Here is a 21,037-nt window from a genome sequence, read left to right on the forward strand (position 1 = left end):
TTGGCAATTAACGCACAAGAAATCAGCGCTTTAATTAAGCAACAAATTGAAAATTTCAAACCCAATTTTGATGTGTCTGAAACGGGTGTTGTAACCTATATCGGGGATGGAATTGCGCGTGCTCACGGTCTTGAAAATGCCATGAGTGGAGAGCTGTTGATTTTTGAAAACGGCTCTTATGGGATGGCGCAAAACTTGGAGTCTACAGACGTTGGGATTATCATCCTTGGAGACTTTACAGATATTCGTGAAGGTGATACCATTCGCCGTACAGGTAGAATTATGGAAGTACCTGTGGGGGATAGCCTGATTGGACGTGTTGTCGACCCACTTGGTCGTCCAGTTGATGGTCTTGGTGACATCCATACTGACAAAACTCGTCCAGTAGAAGCGCCAGCTCCTGGTGTTATGCAACGTAAGTCTGTATCAGAACCATTGCAAACTGGTTTGAAAGCTATTGACGCCCTTGTACCGATTGGTCGTGGTCAACGTGAGTTGATTATCGGTGACCGTCAGACAGGGAAAACAACCATTGCGATTGATACAATCTTGAACCAAAAAGGGCAAGATATGATCTGTATCTATGTAGCGATTGGACAAAAAGAATCAACAGTCCGTACACAAGTAGAAACACTTCGTCAGTATGGTGCCTTGGATTACACAATCGTTGTGACTGCCTCTGCTTCACAACCATCTCCATTGCTCTTCCTAGCTCCTTATGCTGGGGTTGCTATGGCAGAAGAGTTTATGTACCAAGGCAAGCATGTTTTGATCGTATATGATGATCTTTCAAAACAAGCGGTCGCGTATCGTGAGCTTTCCCTCTTGCTTCGTCGTCCACCAGGTCGTGAAGCCTTCCCAGGGGATGTTTTCTATCTTCACAGCCGTTTGCTTGAGCGCTCAGCTAAAGTTTCTGATGAACTTGGTGGTGGATCTATTACAGCCCTACCATTTATCGAGACACAAGCGGGAGATATCTCTGCCTATATCGCAACCAACGTGATTTCTATCACTGACGGACAAATCTTCCTTGGTGATGGTCTCTTCAATGCGGGTATTCGTCCAGCCATCGATGCGGGTTCATCTGTATCCCGTGTAGGTGGTTCTGCACAAATCAAAGCCATGAAGAAAGTAGCTGGTACACTTCGTATCGACCTTGCTTCATACCGTGAGTTGGAAGCCTTCACTAAGTTTGGTTCTGACTTGGATGCAGCAACACAGGCTAAGTTAAACCGTGGACGTCGTACTGTGGAAGTATTGAAACAACCTGTTCATAAACCACTACCTGTTGAGAAACAAGTAACCATTCTCTATGCTTTGACACATGGTTTCTTGGATACGATTCCAGTAGATGACATTGTTCGTTTTGAGGAAGAGTTCCATACTTTCTTTGATGCTCATTATCCAGAGATTTTGGGAACCATTCGTGAAACAAAAGACTTGCCAGATGAAGCAGTCTTGGATGCTGCGATTACAGAGTTTCTCAATCAATCCAGCTTCCAATAAGAATAGAGGTGTCAGATGGCAGTATCTCTAAATGATATTAAAACAAAAATCGCCTCAACCAAAAATACGAGTCAAATCACTAATGCCATGCAAATGGTATCGGCTGCCAAGTTAGGTCGCTCTGAAGAAGCAGCGCGCAACTTTCAAGTTTACGCTCAGAAGGTCCGTAAGCTTTTGACGGATATTCTGCATGGTAACGGATCTGGTGGTTCAACCAATCCGATGCTCATCAGTCGCCCAGTTAAGAAAACAGGCTATATCGTTATCACTTCAGACCGTGGCTTGGTTGGAGGTTATAATGCTTCCATCCTTAAAGCCGTTATGGAGTTGAAAGAAGAATACCATCCAGATGGTAAAGATTTTGAGATAATCTGTATCGGTGGTATGGGAGCTGATTTCTTTAAGGCTCGAGGTATTCAGCCAATCTATGAACTACGTGGCTTGGCAGATCAGCCTAGTTTTGATGAAGTTCGTAAAATTATTTCAAAAACGATTGAGATGTACCAAAACGAACTTTTTGATGAATTGTACGTCTGCTACAACCATCATGTCAATACTCTCACAAGTCAAATGCGTGTGGAACAAATGCTTCCGATTGTTGACTTGGATCCAAATGAAGCGGATGAAGAGTATAGCTTGACCTTTGAGTTGGAAACGAGTCGTGATGAGATTCTAGAGCAGTTGTTGCCACAGTATGCCGAAAGTATGATTTACGGGGCTATTATCGATGCCAAGACAGCTGAAAATGCTGCAGGTATGACCGCCATGCAAACGGCGACTGATAATGCCAAGAAGGTCATCAATGATTTGACAATCCAGTATAACCGTGCTAGACAGGCGGCGATTACACAAGAAATTACAGAAATCGTAGCGGGGGCTAGTGCCTTAGAATAAGGCTTTGCCTCCCTCGTATCAAAATGAACTTAGGACCTAGTTGAGCTAGGAACCGACAGTATCTTATATAGAATAGGAGAAGGAGATGAGTTCAGGTAAAATTGCTCAGGTTATCGGTCCCGTTGTAGACGTCTTGTTTGCAGCAGGGGAAACACTTCCTGAGATTAATAATGCACTTGTCGTCTACAAAAATGACGAAAGAAAAACAAAAATCGTCCTTGAAGTAGCCTTGGAGTTGGGTGATGGTATGGTCCGTACGATCGCCATGGAATCAACAGATGGTTTGACTCGTGGAATGGAAGTTTTGGACACAGGCCGTCCAATCTCCGTGCCAGTAGGTAAAGAAACTTTGGGACGTGTCTTCAACGTTTTGGGAGATACCATTGACTTGGATGCTCCTTTCGCTGAGGACGCTGAGCGTCAGCCAATTCATAAGAAAGCTCCAACTTTTGATGAATTGTCTACCTCATCTGAAATCTTGGAAACAGGGATTAAGGTTATCGACCTTCTTGCCCCATACCTTAAAGGTGGTAAAGTTGGACTCTTCGGTGGTGCCGGAGTTGGTAAAACTGTCTTGATCCAAGAATTGATTCACAACATTGCTCAAGAACATGGTGGTATTTCAGTGTTTACCGGTGTTGGGGAACGTACTCGTGAAGGGAACGACCTTTACTGGGAAATGAAAGAATCAGGCGTTATCGAGAAAACAGCCATGGTATTTGGTCAGATGAATGAACCACCTGGAGCACGTATGCGTGTTGCCCTTACTGGTTTGACAATTGCCGAATACTTCCGTGATGTAGAAGGCCAAGATGTGCTTCTTTTCATTGACAATATCTTCCGTTTCACTCAAGCTGGTTCAGAAGTATCTGCCCTTTTGGGTCGTATGCCTTCAGCCGTTGGTTACCAACCAACACTTGCTACGGAAATGGGTCAATTGCAAGAGCGTATCACATCAACTAAGAAGGGTTCTGTAACCTCTATCCAGGCTATCTACGTGCCTGCGGATGACTATACTGACCCTGCGCCAGCCACAGCCTTTGCTCACTTGGATTCAACTACAAACTTGGAACGTAAGTTGGTACAGTTGGGTATCTACCCAGCCGTTGATCCGTTGGCTTCAAGCTCTCGTGCCTTGGCACCTGAGATTGTTGGTGAGGAGCACTACGCAGTTGCTGCTGAGGTTAAACGTGTCCTTCAACGTTACCATGAATTGCAAGATATCATTGCTATCCTTGGTATGGATGAACTTTCTGATGAAGAAAAGACTTTGGTTGCACGTGCCCGTCGTATCCAGTTCTTCTTGTCTCAAAACTTTAACGTTGCAGAACAATTTACTGGTCAACCTGGTTCTTATGTGCCAGTAGCGGAAACAGTTCGTGGCTTTAAGGAAATTCTTGAAGGAAAACATGACCAGTTACCAGAAGATGCCTTCCGTGGTGTCGGTTCAATCGAAGACGTCATTGCTAAGGCAGAAAAAATGGGATTTTAAGAGGTGATCTATGGCTCATTTAACTGTCCAGATCGTGACACCAGATGGCCTCGTCTATGATCACCATGCCAGCTTTGTATCGGTACGAACTCTGGATGGTGAGATGGGGATCTTGCCACGACATGAAAATATGATTGCGGTTTTAGCGGTTGATGAAGTGAAGGTAAAACGTATCGATGATGATACTCATGTGAACTGGATTGCAGTGAACGGAGGAATTATCGAGATTGCTAATGATATCATTACTATTGTAGCAGACTCAGCAGAGCGTGCTCGTGATATTGACATCAGTCGTGCAGAACGTGCGAAACTTCGAGCTGAACGAGAAATCGAAGAAGCTCATGACAAGCATTTGATTGACCAAGAACGTCGTGCAAAAATCGCATTGCAACGTGCTATCAACCGTATCAATGTCGGAAATAGACTATAAAAAAATGAACTTGAAACTCAAGTTCATTTTTTTAATGTGGGAAGTTGATGCAGACTCCTTCAGGGACATGGAAGTCGTTAGAAAGCTCTGCAAGACGACCACTTTTAGGATTGCGCTTAAAGACGGTTGCGTTATCAGAATCTTGATGAACAGCAATGAGAAACTCTTGATCAGGACTCAGGTCGAAATCACGTGGATTTTTACCATGGCTTGGTACAATCTCTAATAATTCCAAGCTACCATCAGCGAGGATTGTATAGACCGCAATGGAATCATGACCTCGGTTGGATGCGTAGAGGTATTTGCCATCTTTTGAAAGACGAATGGCAGCAGTAGCATTAAAGCCTTCGTATCCATCTGGTAAGGTTGAAATAACTTGCATGCGTTCAAATTCACCAACTCCATCATAAATCAAGACCTCTATCGTGCTATTAAGTTCGCAGATGAGATAGGCAATCTTATAGTGGTGGTGGAAAACGATGTGGCGTGCACCTGCTCCAGCTTGGCTGTGATAAGTATAGAGTTTACTTAGTTTTCCTTCTGGACTAACATCGTAGGTTGTTACTTCATCTGTTCCTAGATCACAAGTGACGAGGTACTGGTCAGGTGTTAGATCTGTAAAGTGTACATGTGGGGAAGTTTGGTTTTCATGAGGACCTTGTCCACTATGCTGATCTAGATCCGTTTGGATGAGGCTACCATCTGCTTGACGTTTATAAACCAGAACTTGACCTTTATGATAGTTGGCCCCATAAACGAGACCACGCTTTTCATCCACTGCCACATAACAATGGGGAGCGCCTTCTTCAACCACATGATTTAGCAAAGCGCCATCTGTCTTATATGCAGCGATTCCACCTAAGCCATCCTGGCTCCCTACAGTGTATAAGTGTTGCTGTTGGTCAAAGGCAAGGTAGGTTGGACTTGGTTCAGCAGCAAAGAGTTCAAGATTTTCAAGCTGGCCTGTTTCTGTATCAAAATCTGCCTTGTAAATCCCTTTAGATAAGCGACGAGTGTAAGTTCCAAAATAAACAGTTTCTTTCATGTCCATACCTCTTAATAATGATAAGTTCATTATACCACAAAATGGCAGTCATGAAGCACTAGATTCATCCATGTAAGCACTTTAAAAAAGAGTTATTTTAGTCTAAAAATGGTATAATGAGAGAATGACAGAAAGGATGTATTTATGGAACATAAAGAGAAACATTTTAGCCTATCTTGGTTTTTTAAGTGGTTTTTAGATAATAAAGCCATCACTGTATTTTTAGTAACCTTGTTACTGGGGCTAAACATTTTTATTCTAAGTAAGATTAGTTTTATCTTTTTACCAGTTTTGGATTTTCTAGGAGTTGTCATGTTGCCAGTTATTTTATCTGGTTTACTTTATTACCTCCTCAATCCGATTGTTGACTGGATGGAGAAGCACAAGATCAATCGTGTCCTTGCCATTAGTATTGTTTTTGTTATTATTGGACTCTTTATCATTTGGGGGCTGGCAGTCGCAATTCCTAATCTGCAACGTCAAGTCTTAAATTTTGCGAAGAATGTGCCGACATACCTGGAAGATGCTGATAAGGTGATCAATGACCTTGTAACCAAACGCTTGCCAGATGATTTTAGACCACAGTTGGAGCAGGTTCTTTCCAATGTTTCTAGTGAGGCGACTATGTGGGCCAGCAAAATCTCTTCTCAAGCTGTTAACTGGGTTAGCGCCTTTATCAGTAGCGTTTCCCAGGTCATTGTAGCGGTTATTATCGTACCCTTCATGCTCTTTTATCTTTTGAGAGATGGGAAAGGCTTGCGGGATTACCTAACTAAATTCATCCCAAACAAGTTAAAAGAACCTGTCGGACAAGTTTTGTCAGATGTTAATAAACAGTTATCAAACTATGTTAGAGGGCAGGTTACAGTTGCTATTATCGTGGCAATTATGTTTATTATCTTCTTTAAGATTATTGGTCTCAGATATGCTGTAACTCTGGGGATCACGGCTGGTATCCTTAATCTAGTACCTTATCTAGGTAGTTTTCTAGCGATGTTGCCTGCTTTGGTTTTGGGCTTGATAGCAGGACCTGTGATGCTTTTGAAAGTAATTATTGTCTTTATTGTTGAACAAACGATTGAAGGTCGCTTCGTTTCTCCGCTTATTTTAGGTAGTCAGTTAAATATCCATCCAATCAATGTCCTCTTTGTTCTCCTAACTTCAGGTTCCATGTTTGGTATTTGGGGAGTCTTGCTGGGAATCCCTGTCTATGCCTCTGCCAAGGTCGTTATCTCAGCTATCTTTAACTGGTATAAAAAAGTCAGCGGTCTGTATGAAGAAGAAGGGGAGGAAATCAAGAGTGAACAATAGTCAACGCATGCTCCAGGCTTTGGATGAACAGGATTTAACCAAAGCGAATCAGTTTTTTCACAAAGCCCTCGAAACAGATTCAAGTGAGGTTCTCTACGAATTAGCAAGCTATCTAGAGGGAATTGGCTTTTATCCTCAAGCAAAAGAAATTTACCAACATATCGTTACAGAATTTCCAGAAGTGAATCTGAACCTAGCAACCATTGCTAGCGAGGATGGAAATGTTGAGGAAGCCTTTGTTTACCTTGAGGAAATCACACCTGATAGTGATTGGTATGTATCAGCTTTGGTATTGAAAGCAGATCTCTATCAGTTGGAAGGATTGACGGATGTGGCGCGTGAAAAGTTGCTGGAAGCTCTGAACTACTCAGAGGATCCACTCTTAATCTTCGGTTTGGCAGAGTTGGATAGCGAGCTAGAAAATTATCAGGAAGCTATTCAGGGTTATGCTCAATTAGACAATCGCTCTATCTATGAGCAAACGGGTATCTCAACCTATCAGCGAATTGGCTACGCTTATGCTCAGTTAGGTAAGTTTGAAGCTGCAACTGAATTCTTAGAAAAAGCTTTAGAATTAGAATACGATGACCAAACTGCCTTTGAACTGGCTAGTCTTTACTTTGACCAAGAAGAGTATCAAAAATCTGTTCTTTACTTTAAGCAGATTGATACCATTTCACCTGATTTTGAAGGATATGAATATGGTTATAGTCAAGCTTTGCATAAGGAACATCAGGTGGAAGAGGCCCTTCGTATCGCTAAACAAGGTTTGGAGAAAAATCCATTTGAAACTCGGCTCTTACTAGCTGCTTCACAGTTTTCGTATGAATTGCATGATCCTAGTGGTGCTGAGCAGTTTCTTCTTACTGCAAAAGAAGATGCAGAGGATACAGAAGAAATTTTCCTTCGCCTTGTAACCATTTATATGGAAAAAGAGCGGTACGAAGATATCATCGCTCTCCAAAGTCAAGAACCTGAAAATCTCCTTACTAAGTGGATGATTGCTCGTTCTTACCAGGAAATCGAGGATTTAGATAAAGCTCATGAGCTCTATCAAGAATTGTCATCTGACCTTAAGGACAATCCAGAGTTTCTGGAGCAATATACTTATCTCTTGCGTGAATTAGGGTATTTCGAAGAAGCCAAGACGCAAGCAGAAGCATATTTAAAACTAATTCCAGATGATGTTCAGATGCAAGAACTCCTGGAAATACTTTAAACTTTGTTAGAATACAAAACTGTATCTCATCATTTTTGATAGATACAGTTTTTCTTTTTCTGAAAATAATAGAATTTTTATCTATTTCTCTTGCTAAATTGTTTATTTATGCTATAATAGGAATAATTATTTTTAGGAGGTGTAGTATGTCTTATCTATTCGAGATTTTACCGAGTTTATTGAACGGTGCAAATATGACAATTCAAGTCTTTGCTCTGGTCTTGATCTTTTCAATTCCTTTGGGTATTGTCGTTGCCTTTGCTTTACAAGTCCGCTGGAAACCCCTCCATTATCTCATTGACCTTTATATTTGGGTGATGCGAGGGACTCCCTTGCTCTTGCAATTAATCTTTATTTACTATGTTCTCCCTAGCATTGGGATACGTTTAGATCGTTTGCCTGCTGCTGTGATTGCTTTTGTATTGAACTATGCAGCCTACTTTGCTGAAATCTTTCGTGGTGGGATTGAAACCATACCCAAAGGGCAGTATGAAGCCGCAAAAGTGTTAAAATTTAGCCCCTTTTCTACAGTTCGCTATATCATTCTTCCTCAAGTTACAAAGATTGTCTTACCGAGCGTCTTTAATGAAATTATGAGTTTGGTCAAGGATACTTCATTGGTTTATGCCCTTGGGATTTCAGATTTGATTTTGGCAAGTCGGACAGCAGCCAATCGAGATGCTAGTCTTGTTCCTATGTTCTTAGCCGGGGCGATTTATTTGATTATGATTGGTCTTGTAACCATTGTAGCGAAAAAACTTGAGAAGAAGTACAGCTATTACAGATAGGAGGATTGCTATGTTAGAATTACGAAACATTAACAAGGCCTTTGCTGGCAAACAAATCTTAACCAACTTCAGCCTATCAATTCCTGAAAAGCAAATCCTTGCAATCGTAGGTCCATCAGGAGGCGGAAAGACAACCCTATTACGTATGCTAGCTGGGTTGGAAACCATCGATTCAGGGGAAATCTACTATAACGGAGAATCGCTAGCTATAGACGAGCTAGAAAAGCGCAATCTTCTGGGATTTGTTTTCCAAGATTTTCAACTCTTTCCGCATTTGTCAGTTCTAGATAACTTAACCTTGTCGCCCATAAAAACGATGAGCATGGAGAAGGAAGTTGTTGAGAAGAAGGCGCGTGGTTTGTTAGAACAACTTGGGTTAGCTGGACATGCAGATGCCTTTCCATTCTCACTTTCAGGTGGGCAAAAACAACGGGTGGCCTTAGCGCGCGCCATGATGATAAACCCAGAAATTATTGGATATGATGAGCCTACATCAGCCTTAGATCCAGAGTTGCGATTGGAAGTGGAAAAACTTATCCTTCAAAATAAAGAGCGTGGCATGACTCAGATTGTTGTAACCCACGATCTTCAGTTCGCGGAAAACATTGCTGATCAGATCCTTAAGGTTGATCCAAAGTAGGAGGTGCCTATGAAGAGAAAGAAAATTGCCCTTGTACTTGCTCTGTTCTTTAGCTTCTTCCTGACAGCTTGTACTCAGAAGGCAAGTGATCCAAATCAGGATAATTGGGCCAAATATCAAAAACAGGGAAGCATTACCATTGGCTTTGACAATACCTTTGTTCCCATGGGATTTGAGGAAAAGAATGGCCAGTATGCGGGCTTTGATATCGACCTAGCCCAAGCTGTTTCTGAAAAGCTAGGAATTCAGATTAAATTTCAACCCATCGACTGGGATATGAAAGAAACCGAACTACAAAATGGTACCATTGATGCCATCTGGAATGGCTATACAGCAACAGATGAACGGAAAGAGAAGGTTGCTTTTACCATTCCTTACATGGAAAATCAACAAGTTTTGGTCTCTAAAAAGTCTCAAAATATCCACTCAGTTCAGGATATGACTGACAAAGTTTTAGGGGCCCAGGCTGGATCTTCTGGCTATTTGAATTTTGAAGGACAACCAGAACTACTCAAGAATCGAGTGAAAGACCAGAAGGCTAATCAATACCAAAGTTTCAATGAAGCCTTGATTGATTTAAAAAATGATCGGATTGATGCCTTGTTGATTGACCGGGTATATGCCAATTATTATCTCCAGTCTGAAGGGATATTAAATGACTACAATCTCTTTTCAGCTGGATTTGAAAGCGAAGCCTTTGCAGTCGGTGTTAGACCTCCTGATAAAACGTTGCTAGATGCCTTGAACCAAGCCTTTGTATCACTATACAAAGAAGGGAAGTTCCAGGAGATCAGCCAGAAATGGTTTGGGGAAGATGTAGCGACCAGTCAGGTGAAAAATCAAGAATAAGAAAAAGAGATTGAGTTTACCTCAGTCTCTTTTGATATTAAAAATCCTCTGGCAAGTGCCAGAGGATAAGAGCTTATACTCAATGAAAATCAAAGAGCAAACTAGGAAGCTAGCCGCAGGCTGCTCAAAGCACTGCTTTGAGGTTGTAGATAGAACTGACGAAGTCAGTAACCATACATACGGCAAGGAAACGCTGACGTGGTTTGAAGAGATTTTCGAAGAGTATTATTTCATTGTTGGGAAGAGCAATACATCACGGATAGTGGTTGTATCAGTGAGGAGCATGCAGAGACGGTCGATACCGATACCCAAACCACCTGTTGGTGGCATACCGTATTCAAGAGCCTCAATGTAGTCGTAGTCAATACCAGTTGCTTCATCATCACCAAGCTCTTTAGCTTTAGCTTGAGCTTCAAAACGGCTAAGCTGATCGATTGGGTCGTTCAACTCTGTAAAGGCATTACCGTATTCCTTAGTCATGATAAAGAGCTCGAAACGGTCAGTAAAGCGTTCGTCTTCAGGATTTTTCTTAGCAAGTGGAGATACAGCTACTGGATGTCCATAGACAAAGGTTGGTTGAATCAAGGTTTCTTCAACAAACTCTTCAAAGAAGGCATTGATGATGTGACCAACCTCAGTGTAGTGTTTCTCAACTGGAACTTTCTTCTCAGCAGCGATAGCTTTAGCTTCCTCGAAAGTCATGTCTTGCCAGAAATCTACACCAGTAATTTCTTTGATGGCATCCACCATGTGAACGCGTTTAAATGGTTCGTTGATTTTGATTTCAGTTCCTTGATAGTTGACTGGACCATCACCCTTAACTGCCTTAGCAGCGTGTTGGATAATACCTTCCGTCAAGTCCATGATATCTTGGAAGTCCGCATAAGCTTGGTAAACTTCGATAGAAGTGAACTCAGGGTTGTGAGTGGCGTCCATTCCTTCGTTACGGAAGATACGGCCAATTTCATAGACACGTTCCATACCACCAACGATAAGACGTTTTAAGTGAAGCTCAGTCGCGATACGAAGTACCATATCGATATTTTGTGCATTGTGGTGAGTGATAAATGGACGAGCAGCAGCGCCCCCAGCTTCGTTGTGGAGAACAGGTGTTTCTACTTCAAGGAAACCTTTTTGGTCAAGGTAACGACGGATTTCAGAGATGATTTTTGAACGAGTGACAAAACGTTCAAAGCTTTCACGATTAGAAATCAAGTCAAGGTAACGTTTACGATAGATGGTTTCAACGTCTGTCAAACCGTGGAATTTCTCAGGAAGTGGGCGAAGTGCTTTAGACAAGTGAGTGATATGAGTTGCCTTGATAGAGAGTTCACCCATATCCGTACGCATGACTTCACCTTCGACACCGAGGAAGTCACCGAGGTCAGCCTTTTTGAAGATTTCGTAGTTTTCTTCACCGACTTCATCTTTACGAACGTAGATTTGGATTTGACCTTCACGGTCTTGGAGATGGGCAAAGCCAACTTTCCCTTTACCACGTTTAGTTACTAAGCGTCCAGCGATAGTAGCAGTTTCATTTAGTTCATGTAATTGTTCTTTATCAAGTTCTGCAAATTTGTCTTTTAGTTCTTGAGAGTTAGCAGTACGTTCAAAACGTTTTCCGAAGGGATCGATTCCTTGTTCACGGAGCGCAGCCATTTTTTCACGGCGAACGATCTGCTGGTCATTTAGTTCTTCCATATGTTCTGTAGACATGGGTTCCTCCTAATTTTACTCAAAATTTGATACGATGAGTCATTTTTTGCGATACTCCCATTTTATCATAAATAGCAGAGAAATTCACGGATATTCTTTGAAAACTAAAAAGAACTTGACTATTAAGATCAAGTTCCATTATTTTTCTTGATAGGAAGTGTCATTCCATCTTTCCATAGTGAAGGATTCAAAATCATCAGTTTCTAAAATTGTCAGACTAGCATTGGCCAAGCCTCCATCTTTGCGAAGGTGAGCCTCTTTATAGCCTAAGAGTGTACGCAGGCTAGCAGTGAGATTTGCCCCATGCCCGACAATCAAAATTCTTTCAGTCGGACTTTCTTTCAGAGATTTGATAAACTGAATGGTTCGCTGAGTCGTAGAGTAAAGAGATTCGGCTTCAAACATCCTCGTATCAAACTGAGCCAGATTAGAGCGAAAGGCCTTTATTTGTTGTGGGTAGATGGAATTGAGCGTAGTGATTTTTAATCCCTCTAGTTTTCCAAGTTGCCATTCACGCAGGTCAGGAATGATTTTTAAAGGACAAGGGGCCTGGAGTTGACTTTGGATAATTTCAGCAGACTTAACTGCTCTGGGTAAATCACTAGAATAAATCGTATCAAAAGGAATTTCCTTAAGATACTGCCCCAGTTGTTTTAAGATGTCAATGGAGTCTGGAAGAAGGGGAGAGTCACCGCTAGCACCTTGAAAACGTCCTTCAAGATTCCAGAGGGTGCGACCATGACGAACAAAATAGAGTTTCATCAGTTGTTTTCCTCCAAGAGATCAGCAAAATCTGCTTTTACAAAGCTGGCTAAGTCTTGAGGTCGGATGATAATACTTTGCCCGACTTCTCCAGCAGAGACAATCATTTTATCCAAATCCAAGGCTTTTTGATCAATAAAAATAGGATAGTTGTGTTTTTGGCGAATGCCGACGGGGTTATTAGCCCCATGAATATAGCCTGTCGTTTTTTCCAGATCTTTTTGAGGAATCATGCTGACTTTTTTATTGCCAGAAACTTTTGCTAGTTTTTTCTCGGCGAGGTGTTCTGTTAAGGGAACAATTCCGATGATTGGTCCTGTCTTGTCTCCTAATAGAGCCAAGGTTTTAAAGATATGAGTTCGATCATATTCCGAAGGAAGTTCACCCTCAAGCGCATTGATCTGAATACCAGTATGGTCAATGCCTGCCTTGGTCAAGATTTGTTCGACCAAGGTTTTTTTTATCTTAACTTTCTTTGCCATTATTTATATTTATCCTCCAATTGACTCATCCAGATACCAAGCCAAATGCCAAGTGCAAAGAAGAAGGCGATGAGAACATAACTCACGATAGAAAGTCCAGTGTATTGGATACTTTCAGCATTTCCAGCATTTGGAATCAAAATCAAGAGAGTACTTGATAGCACAATCCCAATGATAAAGTGATACACACGCGAGTGGTAGTTGTTCAAGGCGTGGTCCATTAATTTTGAAAAAATGATGAGGGTTGCACCTGCACCAATCCCAATAGGAAGGAAGGTTCCAAATAAATCAAAGGTTTTAAAACCAGTTAGCATAGGAGCATAGAGTCCCAAAATCAAGAGTAGATTTGACGGACTTAAACCAGGTACCAAGACACCTAGTGCCAACAGAGCACCCGCTAAGATGAAACTAGCGAAACTGGCACTAAGAGACCCAACAACAAAATTTAGTGCGTATAGCCCGACACCCGAAAGGATAAAGGTGGCCCAGAACCAGACTAGGTCGATCTTATCACGATCAGATTCTCGAGTAGATTCTTTAAGGAGGCTAGGAACTGTACCGATGATAGCTCCAGCAAAACTCCATAAAACATAGACTTGGTAATTTTCTAGCAGATACTCAATTGGATAAGAAAACAAACCAATGCCTAGCAACATCCCGATAGCTACTGGGATAAAGTAAAGGACATTCTCTTTAAAATCCTTAAAGGGATGAGCCAGAAAGCTAATCATTCGCTCGTAAATTCCCAAAATAGCTGCTAAAACACCGCCAGAAATTCCAGGTAGGATAAATCCTAAGGCGATGACGATTCCTTTAATAACTCTTGCAATCCATGAAAACATCATAAAATCCTCAATTTCATAAAATTCTTTCTCTATTCTATCAATTATAACACAGACGAGAAGAAAATGAAAAAACAAGTGAAAAAGAGAGCAATTTTCACTTGTTTTATGGTCTTAAAAATAGTTTTCTGAAGGTTTCTTCTTTTTCCTTCAAGGTAGAAATGAGATTAATATCTAAATGATGCTCAAATCCAGCAATTCTTCCTTTTGAAGTATACTGATGGAGGTCATAGTCTAAATCAGTATTAGGCGTGGTTTCAAAGTAACCTGAATTCGTTCCATAAGATGGAATCCAGACAGCAGAGAACTTATCTGTATTGATACTATGCTCTTGCATGAAATAAACACCGATGTAAATTCCGATATTTTTGGCGCCAAGGGCTTCTAGTTTAGCCCTAAAAGCTTCAACACCTTCGTTCATATCGGACATTGTTTTTTCTTCAACATCGAGCCAATAGTAACTAGGGTTGTATGGAGAAGCAGCATTGTAGAAAACCTCAGCAGCTTTTTCCATTTCTTCCTTACTAGTACCTGCTAGATAGGCATAAACAGCAACTGGAACATTGCGCTTTTGAAATTCTGAAATATGATTTATATAGGCTTTATCGACACCATTGACATAGGCGGCATTATTTGTTTCAGTATGCTGACCCCCATTGTGGACGCGAACAATAACACCAGAAATATTTTGAGACAAGGTATCGTAGTTGATCTCCTCAGGTATTTGCCAACCAGAGACATCAATGATAGGTTTGTCAAGATTATGCAAGGCCTGATTTTCAACCTGGACTGCATTGGGTTTTGACTTGACAGGGTGGTCTTCATAAGTTGGTCTATTGAGGATCAAAATAGCTATAAATATAGTAAATAAAGTAAAAATAATAGCTGGATGAATCTTTTTTCTCATATTTAAATAGTTTAACGTAAATAGATAAAAAAATCAAAGAAAACATCGGAAAAAGTGAATAAATGGGCGTCTTCTCCCTATTTTTCTGTTTGTTTACTCCTAAGAAACTAAATTATGGTATAATATAAGGGAATTTCTAGAGAAAAGAGAAGATTATGTCAAATTATGCCATTATTCTAGCAGCGGGTAAAGGTACTCGCATGAAATCAGATCTTCCAAAGGTACTTCATAAAGTAGCTGGAATTTCGATGTTGGAACATGTTTTTCGTAGTGTTGGTGCTATTCAACCTGAAAAAACAGTTACTGTAGTTGGTCACAAGGCAGAGCTAGTTGATCAAGTATTAGCTGGTCAGACAGACTTTGTTACCCAATCAGAACAACTAGGAACTGGGCATGCTGTCATGATGGCAGAGCCTATTCTCCAAAATCGTACAGGCCACACCTTGGTTATCGCTGGAGATACTCCTCTGATTACAGGTGAAAGCTTGAAAAACCTCTTGGATTTCCATATCAATCACAAAAATGTGGCGACTATTTTAACAGCTGAAGCAGCTGATCCTTTTGGATATGGTCGAATTGTCCGCAACGATAATGCAGAAGTTCTTCGTATTGTTGAGCAGAAAGATGCTACAGACTTTGAAAAGCAAATTAAGGAAATCAATACAGGAACTTATGTATTTGACAATGAACGTCTTTTTGAAGCTCTTAAAAACATCAACACCAACAATGCCCAAGGTGAATACTATATTACTGACGTGATTGGTATTTTCCGTAATGCGGGTGAGAAGGTTGGGGCCTATACTCTCAAGGATTTTGATGAAAGTCTTGGGGTAAATGACCGTGTAGCTCTTGCGACTGCGGAAGCAGTGATGCGTCGCCGTATCAATCACGCTCACATGGTTAATGGCGTCAGCTTTGTCAATCCAGAAGCCACCTACATCGACATTGATGTTGAGATTGCTCCCGAAGTCCAAATCGAAGCCAACGTTACCTTGAAAGGTCGAACGAAGATTGGTGCGGAGACTATTTTAACAAATGGGACTTATATCGTAGATAGTACCGTTGGATCTGGAGCCGTGATTACCAACTCTATGATTGAGGAAAGTAGTGTTGAGGACGGCGTGACCGTTGGCCCTTATGCCCATATACGTCCAGGTTCAAGCCTAGCTTCCCAAGTTCATATTGGAAACTTCGTAGAAGTTAAAGGTTCTTCAATCGGTGAGAATACCAAGGCAGGCCATTTAACCTATATCGGAAACTGTGAAGTGGGTAGCCATGTTAACTTTGGTGCTGGTACGATTACAGTAAACTACGATGGCAAAAATAAATACAAAACTGTCATTGGCAATAATGTCTTTGTTGGATCAAACTCAACTATTATTGCTCCTGTAGAACTTGGGGATAATTCTCTGGTTGGAGCGGGTTCAACCATTACCAAGAATGTTCCTGCTGATGCCATTGCTATCGGCCGTGGACGTCAGGTCAACAAAGATGAATATGCGACTCGCCTTCCTCATCATCCCAAGAACCAGTAGGAGTCGATCATGGAATTTGAAGAAAAAACGATTAGTAGGAAGGAAATCTATCAAGGTCCTATTTTCAAACTAGTACAAGACCAGGTGGAGCTACCAGAAGGAAAGGGTACTGCCCAACGTGACTTGATTTTTCACAATGGAGCTGTTTGTGTATTAGCTGTGACAGCCGAGGACAAAATCGTTCTCGTTAAGCAATACCGAAAAGCTATTGAGGCGGTTTCTTATGAGATTCCTGCAGGTAAACTAGAACTTGGTGAAAATGCTGATCCAATGGCAGCGGCCCTTCGTGAATTGGAAGAAGAAGTTGCCTACACTGGTAAGTTAGAACTGTTGTACGATTTCTATTCTGCGATTGGATTTTGTAATGAAAAACTAAAACTCTATCTCGCCAGTGATTTGGTTAAGGTGGAAAATCCTCGCCCACAAGATGATGATGAAACCTTGGAAGTCCTAGAAGTAAGTCTAGAGGAAGCCAAGAACCTGATCCAGTCAGGTCATATCTGTGATGCCAAGACCATTATGGCGATCCAGTACTGGGAACTACAAAAGAAATAGAGGAGCAACCCATGGGAAAACCTTTATTAACAGACGAAATGATTGAACGTGCCAATCGTGGTGAGAAAATCTCAGGACCACCTCTTCAAGATGATGAGGAAACAAAGATCCTACCAACGTCTTCACAACATTTTGGTTATTCACGTTCTAGAGACCACGGTTTTAGTCAAGATACCTTAACAATCGAAGTAGAGCCAACGATTCATAAGAGTCGCCGCATTGAGAACACTAAGAGAAATGTTTTTAATTCGAAACTCAATCGCATCTTGTTTGCAGTCATCCTACTCTTGATTTTGTTAATTTTAGCGATGAAACTCTTGTAATTGAAAGGACTTGAAATGAAAATTGGAATCATTGCTGCCATGCCAGAAGAACTCCTATATTTGACTCAGAATTTGGATAAACCTCAAGAAGTCCAAGTCCTCGGAAATACATACTACACTGGCTCTGTTGGCAAGACAGAAGTTGTCTTAGTTCAGAGTGGGATAGGGAAGGTTATGTCGGCTATGAGTGTAGCTATTCTAGCTGACTATTTTCAGGTAGAAGCTATCATCAATACAGGATCAGCAGGTGCTCTTGCTGAAGGGATTGCTGTTGGTGATGTCGTGATTGCAGATAGACTAGCTTACCATGATGTGGATGTGACTGCTTTTGGTTATGCTTATGGCCAAATGGCGCAACAACCGCTTTATTTTGAATCAGACAAAACCTTTGTAGCCAAAATCCAAGAGAGTCTATCTCTGTTGGACCAAAACTGGCACCTAGGCTTGATTGCTACAGGAGATAGCTTTATAGCTGGGGATGATAAGATTGCTAGTATCAAATCCCACTTCCCTGATGTTTTAGCAGTTGAAATGGAAGGGGCAGCCATTGCTCAAGCGGCTCGGGCTCTTAGCCTACCTTTCCTAGTCATTCGTGCTATGAGTGACAATGCCAATCACGAAGCCTCTATCTCTTTTGATGAGTTTATTATCGAAGCTGGACGTCGTTCTGCCCAAGTCTTACTAGCCTTTTTAAAGGCCTTAGATTAAGCGGAAATTTGACAGTTTATCTAGCTTATGATAAGATTTAAATAAAGAAAAGCTAGAAAACGTTTCAGAGGATATTATGAGTATTGAAATGACCGTCAGTGAGATTGCAGAGGTCTTAGGACTATCTCGTCAAGCAATCAACAATCGTGTCAAAGAACTTCCAGAAGAGGACACGAAAAAAAATGACAAAGGTGTAACTGTAGTTACTCGAAGTGGATTGATCAAGCTAGAAGAAATCTACAAAAAAACGATTTTTGAAGATGAACCAGTCAGTGATGATGTCAAACAACGTGAACTGATGGAAATCTTGGTTGATGAGAAAAACGCTGAAATTCTTCGTTTGTACGAGCAGCTCAAGGCCAAAGATCGCCAGTTATCAGAAAAAGATGAACAGATGCGTATCAAAGACCGACAGATTGCTGAAAAGGACAAACAGTTGGACCAACAGCAACAGTTAACTCTTCAAGCCATGAAGGATCAAGAAACCTTGAAACTCGAGTTGGACCAAGCAAAAGAAGAAGTCCAAGCAACCAAAAAAGGCTTTTTTGCTCGCCTTTTTGGAGGAAAATAAAGAAGCTGTTTGGGTTACTCATTAACCTAATGGCTTCTTTTGTTATTTATAGTTTATTTTGGGTAGTAATTGAGGTAAATAATGGAAAAATTAAGAGATTATATCGCCTTTGATTTGGAATTCAATCAACACGAGGGGGTTACCCATTTAATTCAAGTATCAGCAGTCCGCTATCAAGATGGACAAGAAAGTGCTGCTTTTGATTCTTATGTTCATACTACAGCCCCATTGAAGAGTTTTATCAATGGTTTGACTGGGATCACAGCTGAAACCTTGAAAGATGCGCCAAAAGTAGAACAAGTTTTAAAGGACTTTCAAGCATTTGTTGGCGATTTACCTATCGTTGGTTACAATGCAGCTAAGAGTGATTTGCCTATTCTCTTGGAGCATGGTATTGATTATCGTGACCAGTATAAGGTTGATCTATATGAGGAGGCTTTTGAACGCCGTAGTTCTGATTTACACGGCATAGCCAATCTTAAATTGCAAACTGTTGCAAATTTTTTAGGCTTTCACGGGAAGTCTCATAACAGTTTAGAGGATGCCCGCATGACGGCGCGTGTTTACGAAGCTTTTTTGGAATCGGATGAAGGAAAGATATTAATAGAAGACCAGAGTAGTTTTTCGATGAATAATCCTTTTGGTGGCTTAGATTTATCCCAATTTTTAGACTAGGAGTGCCTATGAAACCTGAAAAACCTAAAAAGCTAGGTTTTAGGAAGATATACTATAACCTAGATAAGATTTTATTTCTATTTTTCTTGATATTTATGATGGTTGAGTTTGTCTGGCTACCATTAAATTCATGGATTGCTGGCATCCTTCTGAGACAAACTGGTTATTTGTTTATCTCCTACAATAACTTTTGGGCGATTATACAAGGCTCGCCTTTTATCAGTTTAGCCTTTCTCATCTTAATTGCAATCAATCTCTTGGTTGCCTATTTCCAGATTTGTCTTTTGTTTATCGGGGCTCGTCACCTTCTCTATCATGAAAAGAGAACTTTAATTGAGTATAGTAGAAAAGTATTTCAACAGAGCTTTCTATTCGTTAAGCGATTGAGCTTTTGTAAGATGGCCTTTGTCTTTTTTTACATTGCTTTGCTTTTCCCGTTCATCCGTAAGATTTTAAAAATCTACTACCTCAACAAGATTATTATCCCTGATTTTATTGTGAATTATTGGGAAGGTAAGCATTGGCTGGTAGGTCTGATGATCATAGCATCCGCTTGGATCTTTCTCTACATCTCTGTCCGATTTATGTTTGCCCTGCCTAAGATTCTCTTTGAAAGAAAGACGGTAAGAGAAAGTGTGAAATATAGTCTCAAAAAGACAAAGAAAAATGTCCTTTTCTACTCTTGGCATCTCTTACTCATTATCATTAAAACCTATCTTTTCTTCTTTGGTTTATTAATTCCTTTGCTTTTTGCGCAAGCAGTGATGGATAATCTCACTCAAAAAGAATCCTTGATTCTCGGTGTGATTAATTTTGTCTTGATTAAAAATTTCCATTACATGACCCTGACTTACTTCTTAGTGAAGTTTGTTTCCTTCCTGACAGGAGAAGAGTTGGAGATCATGCCAAGGCGAAAGAAAGATCATCTGATGAGATGGGGTGTCATGGGGTGTGCAAGCATCTTCTTTGCCATAGAAGGCTACGTTTATCTGGAATCTCCGGATACCAATACACCTTTAGTGATTTCGCACAGAGGAGTAAGTAATAAAAACGGTGTTCAAAATACTGTGCAGTCTTTAGAAAAAACAGCTCAACTAAAACCTGATCTCATCGAAATGGATGTGCAGGAAACGAAAGACGGTCAGTTCGTGATGATGCACGATGCCAACCTCAAAAATTTAACAGGTATTAATGCTACACCGCAAGATTTGACTCTGGATGAATTAACAAATACAGATATTTACGAGAATGGTTATCAAACAAAGATTTCAAGCTTTGATGCCTATTTAGAGCGTGCAAATGCTTTAAACCAAAAATTGCTGATTGAGATTAAAACCAGTAAAAAAGATAGTCCGCAAATGATGGACCATTTCCTTGAAAAGTATGGGGCGACTATCAAGAAAAATGGACATCAGATGCAATCACTAGACTACCATGTGATTGATAAAGTGTTGACTTATGATTCTGAAATTCCAGTTTACTTTATTCTTCCCTATAACAGTATCTTCCCAAGAACCAAGGCAACGGGTTACACTATGGAGTACTCGACTTTGGATGAATACTTTGTCAATAAACTCTGGACAACTGATCAGAGACTCTATGTTTGGACCGTAAATGGTTCGGAGGCATTTGATAAAGCCGTTCGCCTCGGCGCAGATGGCATGATTACTGATGATCTTGAAATGGTCCAGTCACAAGTCACAATGGCTCAAGACGATCCGGAATATACGGAATTACTCTTAAAGAAAGCAATGGAATTCTTTGATTTCTAAGAAAAAAAAAGAGAA

The 21,037-nt window shown here is 40.8% G+C and carries 22 protein-coding genes; 16 read left to right on the top strand and 6 right to left on the bottom strand.

What is annotated here, in order from left to right; genetic code table 11:
• The 4 genes from atpA to M1F63_RS04490 all read left to right on the top strand — a co-directional run bounded on the left by atpA (position 1) and on the right by M1F63_RS04490 (position 4,322).
• Positions 1 to 1,506 (top strand): F0F1 ATP synthase subunit alpha, encoded by a 1,506-nt coding sequence (atpA, locus tag M1F63_RS04475; RefSeq protein ID WP_247940827.1) that lies wholly within the window; start codon positions 1 to 3, stop codon positions 1,504 to 1,506.
• A 15-nt stretch (positions 1,507 to 1,521) separates the two neighbouring features.
• Complete coding sequence (locus tag M1F63_RS04480; RefSeq protein WP_000301228.1) at positions 1,522 to 2,400, top strand: F0F1 ATP synthase subunit gamma; 879 nt, start codon at positions 1,522 to 1,524, stop codon at positions 2,398 to 2,400.
• A gap of 85 nt (positions 2,401 to 2,485) precedes the next feature.
• Positions 2,486 to 3,892: a F0F1 ATP synthase subunit beta gene (gene atpD / locus M1F63_RS04485; RefSeq protein WP_000094372.1), complete on the top strand. Its 1,407-nt coding sequence runs from the start codon at positions 2,486 to 2,488 to the stop codon at positions 3,890 to 3,892.
• 10 nt (positions 3,893 to 3,902) lie between these two features.
• The gene (locus M1F63_RS04490) at positions 3,903 to 4,322 is read left to right on the top strand and encodes a F0F1 ATP synthase subunit epsilon (RefSeq protein ID WP_000940836.1); all 420 of its coding nucleotides are present in this window, start codon (positions 3,903 to 3,905) and stop codon (positions 4,320 to 4,322) included.
• A 31-nt stretch (positions 4,323 to 4,353) separates the two neighbouring features.
• Here M1F63_RS04490 and M1F63_RS04495 read toward each other — a convergent pair whose 3' ends face one another.
• On the bottom strand, positions 4,354 to 5,367 hold the full coding sequence (locus M1F63_RS04495) for a lactonase family protein (RefSeq protein WP_049478009.1): 1,014 nt from the start codon (positions 5,365 to 5,367) through the stop codon (positions 4,354 to 4,356).
• A gap of 144 nt (positions 5,368 to 5,511) precedes the next feature.
• Between M1F63_RS04495 and M1F63_RS04500 the strand changes: the two genes are divergently transcribed.
• The 5 genes from M1F63_RS04500 to M1F63_RS04520 all read left to right on the top strand — a co-directional run bounded on the left by M1F63_RS04500 (position 5,512) and on the right by M1F63_RS04520 (position 10,174).
• Positions 5,512 to 6,678, top strand: a complete 1,167-nt coding sequence (locus tag M1F63_RS04500) for an AI-2E family transporter (RefSeq protein WP_000400294.1) — start codon at positions 5,512 to 5,514, stop codon at positions 6,676 to 6,678.
• Positions 6,668 to 7,897 (top strand): tetratricopeptide repeat protein, encoded by a 1,230-nt coding sequence (locus M1F63_RS04505; RefSeq protein ID WP_247940828.1) that lies wholly within the window; start codon positions 6,668 to 6,670, stop codon positions 7,895 to 7,897. Before M1F63_RS04500 ends, M1F63_RS04505 begins: the two co-directional genes overlap by 11 nt.
• A gap of 146 nt (positions 7,898 to 8,043) precedes the next feature.
• The gene (locus M1F63_RS04510) at positions 8,044 to 8,685 is read left to right on the top strand and encodes an amino acid ABC transporter permease (RefSeq protein WP_084849604.1); all 642 of its coding nucleotides are present in this window, start codon (positions 8,044 to 8,046) and stop codon (positions 8,683 to 8,685) included.
• A 10-nt stretch (positions 8,686 to 8,695) separates the two neighbouring features.
• On the top strand, positions 8,696 to 9,325 hold the full coding sequence (locus M1F63_RS04515) for an amino acid ABC transporter ATP-binding protein (protein ID WP_084849605.1): 630 nt from the start codon (positions 8,696 to 8,698) through the stop codon (positions 9,323 to 9,325).
• Between the two features lie 9 nt (positions 9,326 to 9,334).
• Positions 9,335 to 10,174: an amino acid ABC transporter substrate-binding protein gene (locus M1F63_RS04520; RefSeq protein ID WP_247940829.1), complete on the top strand. Its 840-nt coding sequence runs from the start codon at positions 9,335 to 9,337 to the stop codon at positions 10,172 to 10,174.
• Between the two features lie 225 nt (positions 10,175 to 10,399).
• On the opposite strand, the gene lysS is transcribed toward M1F63_RS04520, so the two are convergent.
• The 5 genes from lysS to M1F63_RS04545 form a co-directional block, all read right to left on the bottom strand.
• Complete coding sequence (lysS, locus tag M1F63_RS04525; RefSeq protein WP_000102438.1) at positions 10,400 to 11,890, bottom strand: lysine--tRNA ligase; 1,491 nt, start codon at positions 11,888 to 11,890, stop codon at positions 10,400 to 10,402.
• Positions 11,891 to 12,028: 138 nt separating this feature from the next.
• Positions 12,029 to 12,652 carry a histidine phosphatase family protein gene (locus tag M1F63_RS04530; RefSeq protein WP_084849607.1) on the bottom strand — a complete coding sequence of 208 codons (624 nt, stop codon included), beginning with the start codon at positions 12,650 to 12,652 and terminating at the stop codon, positions 12,029 to 12,031.
• Positions 12,652 to 13,134 carry an aminoacyl-tRNA deacylase gene (locus M1F63_RS04535; RefSeq protein WP_247940830.1) on the bottom strand — a complete coding sequence of 161 codons (483 nt, stop codon included), beginning with the start codon at positions 13,132 to 13,134 and terminating at the stop codon, positions 12,652 to 12,654. The genes M1F63_RS04530 and M1F63_RS04535 overlap by 1 nt, the downstream gene beginning before the upstream one ends.
• Positions 13,134 to 13,976 carry a DUF368 domain-containing protein gene (locus M1F63_RS04540; protein WP_247941002.1) on the bottom strand — a complete coding sequence of 281 codons (843 nt, stop codon included), beginning with the start codon at positions 13,974 to 13,976 and terminating at the stop codon, positions 13,134 to 13,136. The genes M1F63_RS04535 and M1F63_RS04540 overlap by 1 nt, the downstream gene beginning before the upstream one ends.
• 106 nt (positions 13,977 to 14,082) lie before the next feature.
• On the bottom strand, positions 14,083 to 14,883 hold the full coding sequence (locus M1F63_RS04545) for a glycoside hydrolase family 25 protein (protein ID WP_049518600.1): 801 nt from the start codon (positions 14,881 to 14,883) through the stop codon (positions 14,083 to 14,085).
• A 155-nt stretch (positions 14,884 to 15,038) separates the two neighbouring features.
• Between M1F63_RS04545 and glmU the strand changes: the two genes are divergently transcribed.
• From glmU to M1F63_RS04580, 7 genes are all read left to right on the top strand, one after another.
• A complete protein-coding gene (glmU, locus tag M1F63_RS04550) occupies positions 15,039 to 16,418 on the top strand; it encodes a bifunctional UDP-N-acetylglucosamine diphosphorylase/glucosamine-1-phosphate N-acetyltransferase GlmU (RefSeq protein ID WP_247940831.1) in 1,380 nt (459 codons plus the stop codon).
• A 9-nt stretch (positions 16,419 to 16,427) separates the two neighbouring features.
• Entirely contained in the window at positions 16,428 to 16,973 is a 546-nt protein-coding gene (locus tag M1F63_RS04555) for an NUDIX hydrolase (RefSeq protein WP_000393797.1), read from the top strand.
• Positions 16,974 to 16,984: 11 nt separating this feature from the next.
• A complete protein-coding gene (gene macP, locus M1F63_RS04560; RefSeq protein WP_000517872.1) occupies positions 16,985 to 17,296 on the top strand; it encodes a cell wall synthase accessory phosphoprotein MacP in 312 nt (103 codons plus the stop codon).
• A 15-nt stretch (positions 17,297 to 17,311) separates the two neighbouring features.
• Entirely contained in the window at positions 17,312 to 18,004 is a 693-nt protein-coding gene (locus M1F63_RS04565) for a 5'-methylthioadenosine/adenosylhomocysteine nucleosidase (protein ID WP_084857762.1), read from the top strand.
• Between the two features lie 76 nt (positions 18,005 to 18,080).
• The gene (gene rocS, locus M1F63_RS04570) at positions 18,081 to 18,575 is read left to right on the top strand and encodes a chromosome segregation protein RocS (RefSeq protein ID WP_000021252.1); all 495 of its coding nucleotides are present in this window, start codon (positions 18,081 to 18,083) and stop codon (positions 18,573 to 18,575) included.
• An 81-nt stretch (positions 18,576 to 18,656) separates the two neighbouring features.
• Entirely contained in the window at positions 18,657 to 19,250 is a 594-nt protein-coding gene (locus M1F63_RS04575) for a 3'-5' exonuclease (RefSeq protein WP_247940832.1), read from the top strand.
• A gap of 8 nt (positions 19,251 to 19,258) precedes the next feature.
• A complete protein-coding gene (locus M1F63_RS04580) occupies positions 19,259 to 21,022 on the top strand; it encodes a glycerophosphoryl diester phosphodiesterase membrane domain-containing protein (protein ID WP_247940833.1) in 1,764 nt (587 codons plus the stop codon).
• The last annotated feature ends 15 nt before the right edge of the window (positions 21,023 to 21,037 follow it).

The sequence above is a fragment of the Streptococcus oralis genome (assembly GCF_023109155.1).
GTDB lineage: Bacteria > Bacillota > Bacilli > Lactobacillales > Streptococcaceae > Streptococcus > Streptococcus oralis_BZ.

Excerpts from the sequence above, each read along its gene's own strand:
- M1F63_RS04480 (WP_000301228.1), top strand. The coding sequence starts at position 1,522 with ATGGCAGTATCTCTAAATGATATTAAAACAAAAATCGCCTCAACCAAA.
- atpD (WP_000094372.1), top strand. The coding sequence starts at position 2,486 with ATGAGTTCAGGTAAAATTGCTCAGGTTATCGGTCCCGTTGTAGACGTC.
- M1F63_RS04490 (WP_000940836.1), top strand. The coding sequence starts at position 3,903 with ATGGCTCATTTAACTGTCCAGATCGTGACACCAGATGGCCTCGTCTAT.
- M1F63_RS04495 (WP_049478009.1), bottom strand. The coding sequence starts at position 5,367 with ATGAAAGAAACTGTTTATTTTGGAACTTACACTCGTCGCTTATCTAAA.
- M1F63_RS04500 (WP_000400294.1), top strand. The coding sequence starts at position 5,512 with ATGGAACATAAAGAGAAACATTTTAGCCTATCTTGGTTTTTTAAGTGG.
- M1F63_RS04510 (WP_084849604.1), top strand. The coding sequence starts at position 8,044 with ATGTCTTATCTATTCGAGATTTTACCGAGTTTATTGAACGGTGCAAAT.
- M1F63_RS04515 (WP_084849605.1), top strand. The coding sequence starts at position 8,696 with ATGTTAGAATTACGAAACATTAACAAGGCCTTTGCTGGCAAACAAATC.
- M1F63_RS04520 (WP_247940829.1), top strand. The coding sequence starts at position 9,335 with ATGAAGAGAAAGAAAATTGCCCTTGTACTTGCTCTGTTCTTTAGCTTC.
- lysS (WP_000102438.1), bottom strand. The coding sequence starts at position 11,890 with ATGTCTACAGAACATATGGAAGAACTAAATGACCAGCAGATCGTTCGC.
- M1F63_RS04530 (WP_084849607.1), bottom strand. The coding sequence starts at position 12,652 with ATGAAACTCTATTTTGTTCGTCATGGTCGCACCCTCTGGAATCTTGAA.
- M1F63_RS04535 (WP_247940830.1), bottom strand. The coding sequence starts at position 13,134 with ATGGCAAAGAAAGTTAAGATAAAAAAAACCTTGGTCGAACAAATCTTG.
- M1F63_RS04540 (WP_247941002.1), bottom strand. The coding sequence starts at position 13,976 with ATGTTTTCATGGATTGCAAGAGTTATTAAAGGAATCGTCATCGCCTTA.
- M1F63_RS04545 (WP_049518600.1), bottom strand. The coding sequence starts at position 14,883 with ATGAGAAAAAAGATTCATCCAGCTATTATTTTTACTTTATTTACTATA.
- glmU (WP_247940831.1), top strand. The coding sequence starts at position 15,039 with ATGTCAAATTATGCCATTATTCTAGCAGCGGGTAAAGGTACTCGCATG.
- M1F63_RS04555 (WP_000393797.1), top strand. The coding sequence starts at position 16,428 with ATGGAATTTGAAGAAAAAACGATTAGTAGGAAGGAAATCTATCAAGGT.
- macP (WP_000517872.1), top strand. The coding sequence starts at position 16,985 with ATGGGAAAACCTTTATTAACAGACGAAATGATTGAACGTGCCAATCGT.
- M1F63_RS04565 (WP_084857762.1), top strand. The coding sequence starts at position 17,312 with ATGAAAATTGGAATCATTGCTGCCATGCCAGAAGAACTCCTATATTTG.
- rocS (WP_000021252.1), top strand. The coding sequence starts at position 18,081 with ATGAGTATTGAAATGACCGTCAGTGAGATTGCAGAGGTCTTAGGACTA.
- M1F63_RS04575 (WP_247940832.1), top strand. The coding sequence starts at position 18,657 with ATGGAAAAATTAAGAGATTATATCGCCTTTGATTTGGAATTCAATCAA.
- M1F63_RS04580 (WP_247940833.1), top strand. The coding sequence starts at position 19,259 with ATGAAACCTGAAAAACCTAAAAAGCTAGGTTTTAGGAAGATATACTAT.